Origin of the sequence: Bordetella sp. BOR01, from assembly GCF_019218885.1 — a bacterium.
GTDB lineage: Bacteria > Pseudomonadota > Gammaproteobacteria > Burkholderiales > Burkholderiaceae_B > Bordetella_A.
On sequence record NZ_JAHUWT010000003.1, the window covers coordinates 691,629 to 705,640 of the forward strand.

At 61.2% G+C, this 14,012-nt stretch carries 12 protein-coding genes; 4 read left to right on the forward strand and 8 right to left on the reverse strand.

What is annotated here, in order from left to right:
• A complete protein-coding gene (locus KW845_RS18075; protein WP_218370720.1) occupies nucleotides 1–1,011 on the reverse strand; it encodes a tripartite tricarboxylate transporter substrate binding protein in 1,011 nt (336 codons plus the stop codon).
• A 117-nt stretch (nucleotides 1,012–1,128) separates the two neighbouring features.
• On the opposite strand from KW845_RS18075, the gene KW845_RS18080 reads away from it, so the two are divergent.
• From KW845_RS18080 to KW845_RS18090, 3 genes are all read left to right on the forward strand, one after another.
• Nucleotides 1,129–2,079, forward strand: coding sequence for a LysR family transcriptional regulator (locus tag KW845_RS18080; RefSeq protein WP_218370721.1), 951 nt, complete (start codon nucleotides 1,129–1,131; stop codon nucleotides 2,077–2,079).
• A gap of 877 nt (nucleotides 2,080–2,956) precedes the next feature.
• Nucleotides 2,957–4,489 carry a glycine betaine/L-proline transporter ProP gene (gene proP / locus KW845_RS18085; RefSeq protein WP_218370722.1) on the forward strand — a complete coding sequence of 511 codons (1,533 nt, stop codon included), beginning with the start codon at nucleotides 2,957–2,959 and terminating at the stop codon, nucleotides 4,487–4,489.
• 88 nt (nucleotides 4,490–4,577) lie between these two features.
• Nucleotides 4,578–5,798: an MFS transporter gene (locus tag KW845_RS18090; protein ID WP_255592737.1), complete on the forward strand. Its 1,221-nt coding sequence runs from the start codon at nucleotides 4,578–4,580 to the stop codon at nucleotides 5,796–5,798.
• Between the two features lie 42 nt (nucleotides 5,799–5,840).
• On the opposite strand, the gene KW845_RS18095 is transcribed toward KW845_RS18090, so the two are convergent.
• From KW845_RS18095 to KW845_RS18120, 6 genes are all read right to left on the reverse strand, one after another.
• Complete coding sequence (locus KW845_RS18095; RefSeq protein WP_218370724.1) at nucleotides 5,841–6,722, reverse strand: MBL fold metallo-hydrolase; 882 nt, start codon at nucleotides 6,720–6,722, stop codon at nucleotides 5,841–5,843.
• 335 nt (nucleotides 6,723–7,057) lie between these two features.
• Nucleotides 7,058–7,960, reverse strand: a complete 903-nt coding sequence (locus KW845_RS18100) for a LysR family transcriptional regulator (RefSeq protein WP_218371419.1) — start codon at nucleotides 7,958–7,960, stop codon at nucleotides 7,058–7,060.
• A 65-nt stretch (nucleotides 7,961–8,025) separates the two neighbouring features.
• Nucleotides 8,026–9,225 (reverse strand): carboxylesterase, encoded by a 1,200-nt coding sequence (locus KW845_RS18105; RefSeq protein ID WP_255592739.1) that lies wholly within the window; start codon nucleotides 9,223–9,225, stop codon nucleotides 8,026–8,028.
• A 121-nt stretch (nucleotides 9,226–9,346) separates the two neighbouring features.
• Nucleotides 9,347–11,557 (reverse strand): molybdopterin cofactor-binding domain-containing protein, encoded by a 2,211-nt coding sequence (locus KW845_RS18110; RefSeq protein WP_218370725.1) that lies wholly within the window; start codon nucleotides 11,555–11,557, stop codon nucleotides 9,347–9,349.
• Nucleotides 11,554–12,012 carry a (2Fe-2S)-binding protein gene (locus tag KW845_RS18115; RefSeq protein ID WP_218370726.1) on the reverse strand — a complete coding sequence of 153 codons (459 nt, stop codon included), beginning with the start codon at nucleotides 12,010–12,012 and terminating at the stop codon, nucleotides 11,554–11,556. The genes KW845_RS18110 and KW845_RS18115 overlap by 4 nt, the downstream gene beginning before the upstream one ends.
• A 40-nt stretch (nucleotides 12,013–12,052) precedes the next feature.
• Nucleotides 12,053–12,433 (reverse strand): c-type cytochrome, encoded by a 381-nt coding sequence (locus tag KW845_RS18120; RefSeq protein ID WP_218370727.1) that lies wholly within the window; start codon nucleotides 12,431–12,433, stop codon nucleotides 12,053–12,055.
• Between the two features lie 165 nt (nucleotides 12,434–12,598).
• Here KW845_RS18120 and KW845_RS18125 point away from each other — a divergent pair, with 165 nt between their 5' ends.
• Nucleotides 12,599–13,402: a hypothetical protein gene (locus KW845_RS18125; RefSeq protein ID WP_218370728.1), complete on the forward strand. Its 804-nt coding sequence runs from the start codon at nucleotides 12,599–12,601 to the stop codon at nucleotides 13,400–13,402.
• On the opposite strand, the gene KW845_RS18130 is transcribed toward KW845_RS18125, so the two are convergent.
• Entirely contained in the window at nucleotides 13,368–13,937 is a 570-nt protein-coding gene (locus tag KW845_RS18130) for a sugar O-acetyltransferase (protein ID WP_218370729.1), read from the reverse strand. The two genes, KW845_RS18125 and KW845_RS18130, sit on opposite strands and share 35 nt — an antisense overlap.
• Between the last annotated feature and the right edge of the window lie 75 nt (nucleotides 13,938–14,012).

Genomic DNA, 14,012 nt, shown 5'->3' on the forward strand with positions numbered 1-14,012 from the left:
TTATTCGGCGCCAATGCCGAGTTCCTGGATCAATTGCTTGTACTTGGCTTGCTCTGCTTCGACGAACGACTGGAACTGCGCGGAACTCATCGCGTTCGTCTCGACGCCTTGCATGGCAAGCTTGGTCTTGATGTCTTCGGACTGCAGCGCCGCGGCGATTTTCCCGTGCAGCAACGCCTGGATTTCCAGCGGCACATTTTTGGGAACGAAAAACCCGAACCAGCCAGACAGATCCAGCCGGGCATATCCGCTTGCGGCCAGCGCGGGCACTTCCGGCAGGGCAGGACTGGGCTGCTTCGAGGCCACGCCCAGCGCGACCAGCTTGCCGCTTTTCACGAACGGAATCGCGGGTGGCATACCCGAGAAATACACATCGACCACCCCGCCCACCGTGTCGGCCACAGCCTGGCTGCCGCCCTTATAGGGAATGTGCGCCATCTGGATGCCGGCCTCCTTGGCCAACAGTGCCCCGGCGATATGCGCGGGGCTGCCTGGGCCGGCCGACGCATAGGAAACGCGGTCGGGGGACGCCTTGGCAAGCCGGACCAGGTCTTGGATCGATTCGACGCCCAGGCTGGGGTTGGCCACCAGCAACAGCGGCGTGGAGCCGGCCATTGCCACGGGTGCGAAGTCGCGCGCCACATCGTAGTTGACCCCTTTCTGCACGATCGGATTGATGACCATTTCCGATGTGTAGGCCAGCAAGATGGTGTAGCCGTCGGGCGCCGCACGCGCGGCGGTCATTGTCCCGATCGAACCCGCGGCGCCGCCCTTGTTTTCCACGATCACCGACTGACCCAGGTCGTCGCCCAACTTCTTCGCGACCAGTCGCGCGATGACATCGCCGGTGCCGCCCGGACCGTAGGGCACGATGATACGCAAGGGCTGGTCAGGGTAGGACGTGGCGGCACCGGCGAAGGGGCTCGCCAGGGCCGCGGCTGACACCGCCGCGGCGGCGAACAGCCGAGCGGCCAGGCTCCAGCAGGTCGAATGGCTTTGATGGTCTTTCATGGGCACACCCCTTGGATGAGTTTTTTTGCTTTCCGGGACATAATTTTGATGTAATCGAATGGTTTTGGGTCATAACTATTTCGTTATTCAAAACCAAGGGTTTTCCCGGAGATTGCGATGAATCTGCTGGCCAAGAATGCGCTATTTACCAAGCTGCGATTCAAGGATCTTCTGCTGCTGCGAGAAATTGCGGCCATGCGGTCGTTGACGGCAATAGGAGAATCCCGCGGCCTGTCGCAGCCGGCGCTTAGCCGTGCCCTGCGCGATACCGAGGCCGCCCTGGGAGTCCAGGTGTTCTCGCGCGAGAAGGGCGCCCGGCTTGAGCCGACACCGATCGGGCGACAGGTTCTCGCCCGCGTGGACCTGCTGCTGGCCGATGCCGGCGCGCTGCAAAGCGAACTGCGTGCCTTCCAGGAAGGAAGCGGTTCGCACCTGCGCATAGGTGTGATTCCCTTTGTTTCGAACACACTGCTGGAAACACTGCTCCGGCAACTTGCCGGGGAACCCTTGCGCATGTCGGTCAGCACCTATGAAGCCTCGACCGATCAGCTTGTTGCCGCACTTCGTCGCCAGGAACTGGATATCGTGCTCGGCCGAATTTCGGTAGATGCGTTATCCAATGAGTTGTCGCAGGAAAAGCTGTTCACGCAAACAGCCTCGATGCTCGTCAGCGAGGCGCTTTACAAGCAGCGAGCGAAGTTGGATCTGGAAGCGCTGCATCGATTCTCGTGGGTCTTGCCGCCAGCGAACAGCCCCACGCGCCTGGCCTTCGTCGAGGCATTCGTCGGCCGCGACGCGGTTGCGCCCACCGCCCGCATCGAGGCCACCTCGGCGCGGGTTGTACATTCGGCAATCAGTTCCGGCATCGCAGGCCTGGGCCTGCTCCCCCTGGATATCGGGCGCGAACTCGAGACTTGGGGCAAAGTCCGTTGCCTGGCCTTTCCCGCTCCGTTTCGCATGCCGACGGTCGGCTTGATCATGCTGTCGAAGAATCGCGCCCGAGCCGCGAACAGCATCGTTCGCGACGTCGTGCACCAGGCTATTGCGCAGGTTTCGGCCTACGCTTGAGCGCTGGCGTCGTGTTCCAGCGTGCCCGCCGGATCGCACTCCGACGCCACCACCACGGCCAAACGCCGCTGCCGCCCACCACGCCCAGTCCCAGGCCCAGCATCGCCACGCCGGCCTGCCATGCCACACCCCCCCCGCTCGCCCGTGTGCAAGGGGTAGATGATGGAATTCACGCGCATGCCCGGGTCCAGCTCGTTCAAGCGATGCTTTGCCAGCACCGCGCCGCTGCGCGGATCCAGCCAGACCGTGGAGCGGCCATTGGAATGCGGATCTTCCGCGGCAGCATCGGTCCGGTGCCCATCGGCCACACCGGGGCGGTTGTGCGCGGCGCACCGTTCAACTGGCTGATCCAGCCGCCTATCGGCCGCCAGGCCAAGTACCAGGCCTTATCGCCAGGCCAGGGGCCCGAGAGTGCGGGATGCCCTGCGGGTCGATCCGGCACCATGAAAAAGGCGCCGCCTGGCGGAGCCCCTGCCATCGTGTGGCGCAACCGGCCAGGCCCGGCGGCTTGTGTCTTCAGCCAGAATCGCCTCTGGGCGCCAGGCGCGATAGTGGCGAATGAGCCGGCTCAGCGAGGCGCGGCTCGACGGCGACAAGGTCCAGGCCACAAAACAAGCCTTCAGGCGCTCATGATTATTCTCATATTTCGGCGCCGAAGGCCGCGGGCCCCAGGCAGGATAAAAGGCCGCCCTGCCCGCGTTTTATCCCCAGGAAGTGCATCACTCGACGAACGAGTAGAATTTTCGAGTGAAAGAGAGCTACCGATCGAAGACGCCAGATTCAGCCGCCAGCCCCTTATCGGGTCAAAGGCAGGCTGGCCGAGCAATGGTTTCATGTCCGCAATCATCATGCCTTGCACACCACGGGAAGCAGATTCATGACCGAAACATCCGCAGCGTCACAACAAGCCCGGCCCTTGCAGATCGACGACATTACCGTCATCGACAATACCAAGCTGAAGAAGGCCGTGACGGCCGCCGCACTGGGCAATGCGATGGAGTGGTTCGACTTCGGCGTCTATGGTTTTGTCGCCTTCGCGCTGGGCAAGGTGTTTTTCCCGGATGCCTCGCCCGCGGTCCAGACCATCGCCGCGCTGGGCACATTCTCGGTGCCGTTCCTGGTTCGCCCCCTGGGCGGTGTCTTTTTCGGCGTGATGGGCGATCGCTTTGGCCGGCAGAAAGTGCTGTCGCTCACCATCATCATCATGGCGATCAGTACCTTCTGCATCGGGCTGATTCCGTCATATCACACCATCGGCTTGTGGGCGCCTATCCTGCTGCTGTTGTGCAAACTGGCCCAGGGTTTTTCAGTGGGGGGCGAATACACGGGCGCGGCGATCTTCGTTGCCGAGTATGCGCCCGACCGCCAGCGCGGGTTCCTGGGCAGTTGGCTGGATTTCGGCTCTATTGCCGGTTTCGTGCTGGGCGCGGGAATGGTGGTGCTTCTGCAAACCATGCTTAGCGAACCGACCTTCCTGGACTGGGGCTGGCGCGTGCCATTCTTCGTAGCCGGGCCGCTGGGGCTGCTGGGCCTGTATCTGCGCCATGCCGCCGAAGAAACGCCCGCGTTCACGCAGCAACTGGAAAAGATGGCAAAGGAAGACCGCGACGCCTTGCAAGAGCGGCCGACGGTATCCTTTCGCGAGATATTTTCCAAGTACCGCAAGGCATTGCTGATCTGCATAGGCATGGTCCTGGTGACGAACATCACCTATTACATGCTGCTGACCTATATGCCCACCTATCTGTCGCGCAGCCTGGGCTATTCCGAAGAGCACGGCGTGCTGATCATCGTGGTGGTCATGATAGGGATGCTGTTCGTGCAGCCCGTCGTAGGCTTTGCCAGCGACAAGATTGGCCGCAAGCCCTTTCTGCTGGTCGGCAGCATCGGCTTGCTGTTGCTGGCGCTGCCCGCGTTCAAATTCATCGGCAGCGACAATACTGGCCTGATTTTCCTGGGCCTGCTGTTCATCGCGGTGTTGCTGAACTGCCTGACCGGCGTAATGGCGTCCACGCTGCCGGCGCTGTTCCCGACGCGCATCCGCTACAGCGCGCTGGCAAGTTCTTTCAATATCGCGATCATCGTCGCCGGCCTGACTCCCACCGTGTCCGCGTGGCTGGTCGAGGAAACCGGCAACTTGATGATGCCCGCCTTCTATCTGATGGTGGCAGCCGCGATCGGCCTCATTACGTCGTTCTTTCTTCCCGAGACGGCAAATCGGCCGATGCGAGGCGATACGCCGAACGCGTCCAGCCCCCACGAGGCCAAGGCCCTGCTGAAGCAAGCGTACGAGCATATCGAGGAAAGCCTGGCGGATATCGAGACCGAGATCGCGACGATGGAAGAAAAACTCGAGGCACTGCGGCAGCGCCGCCAACGCCTTGCGGATCGTCATCCCCATCTGGAATGAACCGCCCTGTTCCAGCCTGGATCTGGCCACACACCCCGACAAGAATGACCCAAGAGACTCAATGACCACCGCAGCACCTGCTTGGCTTATGCCTGTAGCGGCAATTTTCACCCTGCAGACCACCTCGTCATTCTTGACCCGGCTTATTCCCATCATTGCCCCGGCAATGGCTATCGAGTTCGGCTGGAGTGGCAGTTCCATCGGTTACCTGACCGCCAGCAATTCCCTGGGAGGGCTCGCCATCCTGGTTGCGGGCTCGGCCATGCTCAGGCAGATAGGCGGCATGCGCACCCTGCAACTTACCTTGGTCCTGGGCGCCGCTTGCATGGCGTTCTTGTTGTATCCCAGCCTGGGAATCGCCCTGGTGGCCTGCTTTGCCATGGGCTTGAGCAATGGCGCCGCCAATCCGGCCGGCAGCGAAGTCCTGCAGCGGTATTCGCCGCCAGGCATGCGCAATCTGATGTTTTCGATCAAACAGGCCGGAGTGCCTTTGGGCGGCGTGATTGCGGGGCTGCTGGTTCCCGCGGTGGTGGCCTTGGCCGGATGGCGTATTGCCCTTTTTATCTGCGCGCTTATCGTGATACTGCCAACCGGGCTGACCTGGCGGCTAAGCGCCGGCCTGGATGAAACCCCGGCAAAGAAGCGCGTCGCGTCCCCCATCCCGACCTTGCAGTCCCTGCGCACGCTGAGCGTGCCGCTGGCTTCGTTGATGCGCAGCCGCGGCCTGCTGAAGATATCGCTAGTCGGTAGCTTGTTTGCCGTGTCGCAAAGCTGCTGGTTCACCTTCACGGTGATCTACCTGATAGACGGCCTGGGCTATTCCCTGGGCCTGGCCGGGATGGTGTTCGCCGTGATGCAGGCCGGTGGCGTGATTGGCCGTATTGCCTTGGGCTGGTTGTCGGACCGCTTGGGTTCGGCCACCGCCACATTGTCGATCGCGGCAATATTTTCGGCGGCTACGACGGCGCTGCTGGGGCTGACCAACCCTGAATGGCCGCTATGGACGGTTATCTTGCTGGCGTTTATTGCGGGTTGTTCGGCGGCAAGCTGGAACGGCGTACAGATCGCGGAAGTCGCGCGGCGATCGCCATCCCATTTGATTTCGGAAACGGCGGCGGGATCCAGCATCTTGGTCAACCTGATCAATATGCTGGCGCCCACGGCTTTCGCGGCGTTTGTTGCGGTCAGCGGGCGCTACGATTACGCCTTTATCTGCGCGGGCGCATGCACGCTGCTGGTACTGGTGTTCCTGCCGCGCGAACCGCGTGGCGATTCCGGCACGCCCGGGCGCACGGCCCGCCCTGCCTGATGCAACCGGACAAGGCCCGCGCCGCGCGTGGGCCCATCACCATCAAGACAGCGCGCTGCCGGCGCTGCGCATGGGAATTTTCAGATAGTGCACGCCATTGGCCTCGGCCTGTGGCCAGCGGCCCGCCCGGATATTGACCTGGATGGAAGGCAGCATCAGCCTGGGGGCCGACAGCGTGGCGTCGCGTTGCCGGCGCATCGCCACGAACTGGTCTTCCGTCACCCCGTCGTGCACATGCACGTTGTGCATGCGCTGTAGCGCAACAGTGGTTTCCCAGGCATAGGTATCGCGGCCCGGGGCCTTGTAATCGTGGCACATGTAAAGACGGGTGTGCCCGGGCAAGGCCAGCAGGCGCCGGATCGAACGATACAAGCCCTGGGGGCAGCCACCCGGGAAATCGGCACGAGCCGTGCCGTAGTCAGGCATGAACAGCGTATCGCCCACGAAGACGGCGTCGCCTATTTTGTACGACACACAGGCGGGTGTATGGCCCGGAGTATGGATGACTTCGACGGCCAGGCTGCCGATGGCAAGCACATCGCCGTCGCTAAACAGGCGGTCGAACTCGCTGCCGTCGCCCGATACCGATTCCAGGTTGAATATTGGCCGAAAGACGTTCTGTACCTGGCGTACATATTCGCCTATACCGACCCGGGCGCCCGTGCGCTGCTTGATATAGGGGGCCGCGCTGAGATGGTCGGCATGCACATGTGTCTCGAGCACCCAGGCGATTGCCAGCCCTGCTTGCCGCGCGGCATCGAGCACGCGATCGGCCGATGCAGTGGATGCCTCACCCGACGCGTGATCGTAATCGAGTACAGGATCGATGACCACCGCCTGGCGCGTCGCGGCATCGGCAAGCAGATAGGTTACGGTCTGGGTGGCTTCGTCAAAAAACGCATCGATCGGAGCCAGGTCTTTCATGATCGCCCCTTGGGGATAAACAGGCCGCGCCAGATGGCATTGCGGTTTCCTCTACGCCAACCGGAAGAAACGCCATGATAGGCGGCAACAGCCCATCATAGCGTTCCACTGGCGCGTTGATAAGCCGATTTATGGCCTTAGCCCGCAAGCCTGGCGGATGGCTATCTGAACCGGCGATGGCGGCAACGCCGGATCGAATTCACCGGCAGGCAGCAGCAGCGGCTACGCCATGAAGCGCAGCCGGTGTCCCCGATGGGATTGCGAGGCATGGACAAGAAATGGTTGGACATTGCACGTCGGCCGCTGCCGGCCACAGGTGGACATCGGTTGCTGGATCAGCCGTCGAATTTTTCAGCATAGAGATCGCGCAGCCAGTCCACGAAGACACGGACCCTAGGGGATAGCTGGCGATGAGAGGGATAGAGGGCACAGATGGGCAAGTCTGGGCAGGCCCATTCCGACAAGACCTGGACCAGCCGCCCCGCCTTCAGATGCTCTTCCAATCGAAAGCGCGGCACCTGGATCAGCCCGCAGCCGGCTAGCGCAGCACTTGTATAACATTCGGCATCGCTGACAGAGATCCAGCCGCTGGCCTCGAACTCTTGCAGTTTGCCGTCTACGATGACGGAAAACGGATAGCGGTAATCATTGCCTCGCGAAAAAAAACCGATTCCCTGATGCTGTTCCAATTCTTGGGGATGCTTGGGTGCGCCGTATCGAGCCAGGTAATCGGGGCTGGCGCAGATAATCTCTTGCAGGCTTGCAAGCTTCCTGATGACCAGCGAAGAGTCGCGCGGCCGTCCCGCCCTCACTACGCAATCGATGCCTTCCTTGACCAGATCGACCAGGCGGTCGCCGCTGCTGAGAATCACGTTGATATCTGGATAACGCGCCCTGAACTCGCCGATACGCGGCAGGATGATCATCGTCGCATGCGCACCGTGCACATCCAGCCGCAAGGTTCCATGAGGATTGGCGATATGAGTGCTTATTGAAGACTCGGCGTCTTCGAGTTCGGCCAGAACCCGCTTGCTGCGTTCGTAGAAGGCTTGCCCATCCAGGGTCGGCTTTACCTGGCGTGTCGTGCGATCCAGCAGTCGCGCTCCCAGCCGGCTCTCGAGCTTCTTGATCGCGTGGGTGGCAGTCGCGCGCGGAATTTCCAGCACTTCCGCGGCTTCTGTGAAGCTGCCGAGTTCAACGATACGGTTGAATAACTGCAATGCAAGAAAGCGGTCCATAAGAGGCCAGTAGTTGGTGGACACCGTGCAACCGCAGCAATTTCACAGCATATGTCCGTTAGAGGTCAATCGGGCGTTTTCAGAACCTGCCTCATCACGTCGCTTTGCCAATCGAAATACGGGTTGAAGGTCAGGCGCGCATGGACCTTTCCTTCTTCCTGGTAGCCCCAGTCCGAGAACCAGACAGGGCCACCTTGCTGGCAGGCGACCCGCGCCGCTTCACTCTGCCCGTTCCAGCAAAGGCGCAGGCTTCCCGTCGTGCCATAGAGCTTGTTGCTAGGCGAAAACAACAAGCCCATATGGGAAAACTGGCTGATCTGCAGTTCGGGAAGACGGTCCGTCCGGACCAGTACGCGCTGGTCCCGGCCAAGCTGGCCGTCGTCGTTGCCGTACCAGATCAGCCGACTGGCTGGATGAGTGAAACGGGAATTGAACACTTTCGACAAGTATGCCGTATCAAGCACCGAATCATGTTCGGCCACCACCATCAAGACAGGCTTGCCATAGGGCGCACCGCGCAACGCTTGGCGCGCCTGCCGGCTACTGCGATAGAACTGCGCGAAACCATTCGTCGGAACCGTCATGTAGCGCACGGCATTCTGCAGCGGTCGAGTATCGTCCGGCTCGCGCAGCCAGGGCCTGGCCCACGCAATAAGCGGGGTCAACCAGTCGTAGGCGCTATTCGACATGAAGGCCGGTGAAAAGAGAAGCAGCCCCGCCACGTCGGGGTGCGCATAGGCATAATCGACAACCAGGTTGGCGCCTGTTGAAAAGCCTCCCAGGTAGACCTGTTCGACCTCGCGGCGCAACGCCTCGGCCTGCTCGTCGACCACACGGCGCCAATCTTCAAGCGTTACGTCCAGCAGATCTTCCGGGCGCGTTCCATGACCGGGCAGCAAGACCGCGCGAACCAGAAACCCCTGCGCGGCCAATTGCTGGCCAATATCGTGAAAGGACCAGGGAGAGTCTCCCAGCCCATGAACCAGCAACACACCCCGGTGGGGCTGCCCCGCAGGGCGCCATTCCCGAGGCGCGTTCCAGGCGAGCTCGAGCGCGAAATCGCCGTCTTGACGGACGCGCCGTTGTTGCAACGTCTGGAGGGCATCTTGCCGATAGGTATCGAACGAGACCTGGCGCGGCGCGTGGCCTGCCTGATCTCTTACCGCGCAAGCAGTGGCAGCCAGCAACGCCGCAACACCCACTGCGCCGCAAAACAGCGCCCTTATCAAGCGACTTGGTGCTTTCACGATGGACCAGCTTTTCAAAGCGTGATGAGATGATTATCCGCGATGCTCGTATGGCCGCCGCCAGGGCGGCGGCTGTAGCCGATCATACCTGCACATTGCCAGGCACAGGCGCTTTCACGTCATTGCGCCATTACAGTAGTCATGCGTCGAGCAAAGCCTTGACCCGCTCGGGAGTGAACGGCATATCGCGCAGGCGTCTCTTCGTCAACGCGTAGACGGCATTGGCGACGGCTCCCCCCGTCATCGGTACGCCGATCTCGCCTGCCCCGGACGGATTGGCGTCGGATTCGACAATCCGGACTTCAATCTGCGGAACCTCATGGATGCGCAGGGGCTCGTAGTCATAAAAATTGCTTTGTTGAATCTGGCCTTGGATGATGGTGACTCGTTCCTTCAGCAAGCCAGAAAGGCCAAAGATGATGCCGCCCTCGGCCTGCGCCTCGAGATTCTTCGGATGAATGGCCATTCCGGGATCGACAGCGGCCCAGAATCGGTGCAAGCGGATCTGCCCCGATTCGCGATCTATCGAAATCTCGGCGACGCCGGCCCCGACAGTGGTTTTATAACCAGCGAATGCAAGCCCGTGGGCCCGGCCACTGGGCGCATTGCCGAAGTTCGACATCGAGACAACCGCATCCAATACCGCCCGGCCGCGCGCACTTTTCGCGAGCAGGCTGTGCCTGAATGCCACCGGGTCGCTGTTGGCCGCTTCAGCGAGTTCGTCCACGAAACATTCACGCGCAAAACAGTTTGGCCCCCAACCGATACCCCGCCATGCCGAAACGCGTGAGCCTCGTTCAAGAATCACATGGTCGGCGAGTAGGTCGGGTATATCGTAGTCAGTGCTTTCCGTTCCTTCCATTACCAGCACATCGCGATTCTTGGCGTGCTGCCAGCGCGATGGCGCGGCATAGGCCAGAATCGAGGGGCTGGCGACGCGATGGTGAAATGCCACGACACGACCGTTTTCGTCCAAGGCTGCCTGCAGCTTATGGGCAGTGGCCGGACGAAGCCAGCCATTCTTGACGTCGTCTTCACGCGTCCACATCAGCTTGACAGGCCGCTTTACCTGCCGCGATATCATTAATGCATCGCGCAGATTGTCGCGCGCGAAGAAAGTTCTACGCCCGAACGATCCTCCCATCTGCATGGCGTGGAAGCGGATCCGGTCAGGGGTGGTCTGCAATGCCTGCGCCGCCGCTGCAACGGAAACAGATTGGCTTTGAGTACCAAGCCAGATTTCGGCGCCCTTGCCATCGGCGTCGACGGCCGCTACTGCGTTCAGCGGCTCCATCTGCCCATGGTAGATGTATTCGGTGGTGAAATTGGCTGTCAGGCGCCGGTGACGGCCGCCATTGAAGGCCGTTGCGGCATCCCCGCGTGCTTCCCATGCTGTCGCGGCACGTTGCGCATCGTTGACGGCCGCCACTGTTGCAGCAAGCTCGGTTTCACTGTTTGCCGAGCGAAACGGCGACTCGGTGCTCCATTCGACTTTCAAGAGATCCCGCGCCTGCAGCGCCGTTTCCCAGCGTTCAGCCACGACGACAATAGAGTGAGCCAGCTTGATCACATCGACCACGCCATCCAGGGCCTTTGCCTCGGCACCGGACACGGCCAGCGGCACCTCGCCCTCGACCGGAGGGTGCAACTGGGCAGCGTAGACCATGCCCGGCAGCCGCACGTCGATCGAGTAAACCGCGTCGCCCCGGACTTTCCCTGGAATGTCGCGACGCTCAAGATTGGTGCCGATCAAGCGATACGCAGACCGGGGCTTGAGGTCCGAATCGGCAATTCCGGGAACCTTGTCGACGATCCTGGGCAGGGCCGCCACCTCGCCGAACGTCATTCGACGGCCGCTTGACGGATGCACCACCGCACTTGGCTCGGTCGTGACCTCGCCAGCCGGAACTCTCCAGGCCGCGGCGGCAGAATAAATAAGAATCCGGCGCGCACCGGCGCCGGCACGCCTCATTATGTCGAAATATCCGGCGACGGAAGAGCTTCCCGCAGTAAACAGCAATCCGCCGGTCTGGGGATTGCCGTAGGTACTTTCGGCGCCCTTGTCGATCTGCTCTACACTGACTTTCGACCAATCCGCATCGATTTCCTCAGCCAGGATCATCGGCAGGGATGTCATGACACCTTGGCCCATTTCGGTCGACGCGAAACGGATCGTGATTTCATCATCCGCGTTGATCGTCACCCAGGCGTTCGCCGGTTTCGGCGCGGCATCCTGGGCATAGGCTTTTCCTGCAAAGACCTGGACGGCTCCCTCGGCCATGATGGCAAAGCTCAATACGCTTGCCGAGCGAAGGAAGTCTCGTCGCGACACACCGACGGCGGCCTTCATGATTGCGCCCCTTTTGCGGCGTGCTCGATGGCCCGGACGATGCGGTGGTAAGTGCCGCAGCGACACAGATTGGAAGCCATGGCGTCGATGATTTCCTCGCGGCTCGGCTCAGGGTTGGCTCGAAGCAACGAGGCGGCACGCATGATCTGCCCGGATTGGCAGTATCCGCACTGTGGAACTTGTTCGATGATCCATGCCTTCTGCAAGGGATGTTCATCGCTCGGCGAAAGGCCTTCGATGGTGGTAACAGACCGTCCGGCCACGGCTTCCAATGGCGTCTGGCACGCGAAAATGGCCTCGCCATCGAGGTGCACGGTGCAGGCCCCGCAGACCCCCGCGCCACAGCCGAACTTCGTACCGGTCAGGCCCAGATGTTCTCGCAATACCCATAGCAGTGGTGTTTCAGGACGGGCTTGTACGTCGACAGGCCGTCCATTGATGGTCACGCTAGCCATGTTTGCTCCTTCGAATGAATAGCCGGGCACGGATGCCGCGTCAGCGCAGTGTTGCCAAGAAATCGATGAGCGCTTTCCGCTCATTCGGGTTTTGAACCGCAACGCTCATGGTGGTGCCAGGAGTGTGCCGAAGAGGATTGGCGAGAAACTTATCCAAGGCCTGCTCGTCCCACGCCACATCGGAGCGCCGCATGGCCTCTGAGTACCGGGCGCCCGCTACGCTGCCCGCTGCGCGCCCCAGCACCGCGAACAAGGTGGGCCCGACGCGATTCTGTCCAGGCTGGATAGCGTGGCAGGCGGCGCAGCGCTGCCGAAAGAGACGTTCGCCGTCAAGTTGCTGGGCGTTGCCGGGCGCAGACTGGAACGCCAGTAATGCCAGGACAGCAATCAGCCCGGAAAGGCAGGTCGGCTGCGTAGACACATTGATCCCCTGTTTGTAGGGCTACAGAACCCACCGGCGAAGGCTATCAGCTCTATGTCAGGAGAAAATCGGCGGAAAGTTGCCAAGACAATTTAAAATCGCACAACAATGCGGTTGGCATGCGGCAATGGGCCAAGCCAACCCGTACGCCGGGAGTGAATCTGCATGAGCATTCAATCAGATCCAGCACAAGCCGGTTCCGGCTTCAAGGCTTATATCGATACACGCCATGTGCTGCCCTGGGCAGTGGTGGTGCTGGTGGCAGCCGGGCTTGCCTGGTACGGGCCGATTGCGCAGCTTGAGCACTACCATGACTTTGCCGATCACCGGTCCTGGCTGGGCATTCCCAACGCGGCGGATGTCCTGTCCAACCTGGGGTTTGCGGTAGTGGGCTGGTATGGTTTGGCGCTTGTGCTGCATAGCCGCAACAACCCTGCGCTGGACGCCATTCGCCCGGGCTACGGCTTGTTTTCATTCGCCTTGATACTCACGGCGTTTGGTTCGGGCTGGTATCACCTGCTGCCGGACAATGCCCGCCTGATCTGGGATCGCCTGCCCATTGCCCTGGCATGCGCGGGCATTTTGTCGGCCGTGTGGCGGGAGACCCTGGGCGATGGCCGCTGGGTCGACAGGTTATGGGCCATTATTGCGGTCGTCAGTGTGATCTGGTGGTGGTACACGGACAACAACCAGGCAGGCGACCTGCGCCCTTACCTGTATGTGCAGTTCATGCCGCTCTTGCTGATTCCGCTGCTGCAATGGCAGAACAAGACGCCCCCCAGAGAGCGCTTATATTTCGCCGCGGCTATCGGGTTCTATGCACTGGCCAAGGCCGCTGAATTACTGGACCACCAGATTTTCCAGGACTTCGCCTACCTTAGTGGCCATACGATCAAGCACTTGTTTTCGGTGGCGGCAGGTTTGGTGGTGGTGCTTAACTACGCGCGCCGCAGGCAATCGAACGGATGATCCGCGCCGGATTTCCTCCGGCCAGGGTATTCGGGGGAACGCTCTTGGTAACGACCGAGCCCGCGGCCACAACCGAGTTTTCGCCTATCGTCACCCCGCCGATGATCGTTGCACCGGCCGCGATCCAGACGTTTCTCTCGATCACGATGGGCTTGCCAAGCGTGGTGGCGCGGCGCTGCGAAGGATCAAGGGGATGGCTTGTCGTGATGATGTTCACATTCGGCCCGATCATGACATCGTCGGCGATATCGAGCCCGCCAAGATCATAGAACGTGCAGTTTTGATTGACGAAGACATTATGCCCGACGCGGATCTCTTCTCCGCCGGCGGTATAGAACGGCGGGATGAGCAGGAAACTGTCGTCTACCTTTTTTCCGATGAGTTCGCTGAACAAGGCCCGGACTTCATCTGCGTCGTTGAACGTCAAACGGTTGAGCGCGGCAGTGATCGCCATTGCCCGCCTGGCGTTGTCCACCATGGCGGCTGATTCCGGCGTCTTGCTGCGGATTGTCTTGATGCTGGCCTCGTTCGGCATTGGTCATTTTCCTTGGCGGCGGTCAAGCGTGCGGGTCGGCGCGGCAACCCCCCTACATTATTGAACTAGCTTTCT

Bases quoted from the DNA above. Each gene is read 5' to 3' on its own strand.
- KW845_RS18075 (WP_218370720.1), bottom strand. From the start codon at position 1,011: ATGAAAGACCATCAAAGCCATTCGACCTGCTGGAGCCTGGCCGCTCGG.
- KW845_RS18080 (WP_218370721.1), top strand. From the start codon at position 1,129: ATGAATCTGCTGGCCAAGAATGCGCTATTTACCAAGCTGCGATTCAAG.
- proP (WP_218370722.1), top strand. From the start codon at position 2,957: ATGACCGAAACATCCGCAGCGTCACAACAAGCCCGGCCCTTGCAGATC.
- KW845_RS18090 (WP_255592737.1), top strand. From the start codon at position 4,578: ATGCCTGTAGCGGCAATTTTCACCCTGCAGACCACCTCGTCATTCTTG.
- KW845_RS18095 (WP_218370724.1), bottom strand. From the start codon at position 6,722: ATGAAAGACCTGGCTCCGATCGATGCGTTTTTTGACGAAGCCACCCAG.
- KW845_RS18100 (WP_218371419.1), bottom strand. From the start codon at position 7,960: ATGGACCGCTTTCTTGCATTGCAGTTATTCAACCGTATCGTTGAACTC.
- KW845_RS18110 (WP_218370725.1), bottom strand. From the start codon at position 11,557: ATGAAGGCCGCCGTCGGTGTGTCGCGACGAGACTTCCTTCGCTCGGCA.
- KW845_RS18115 (WP_218370726.1), bottom strand. From the start codon at position 12,012: ATGGCTAGCGTGACCATCAATGGACGGCCTGTCGACGTACAAGCCCGT.
- KW845_RS18125 (WP_218370728.1), top strand. From the start codon at position 12,599: ATGAGCATTCAATCAGATCCAGCACAAGCCGGTTCCGGCTTCAAGGCT.
- KW845_RS18130 (WP_218370729.1), bottom strand. From the start codon at position 13,937: ATGCCGAACGAGGCCAGCATCAAGACAATCCGCAGCAAGACGCCGGAA.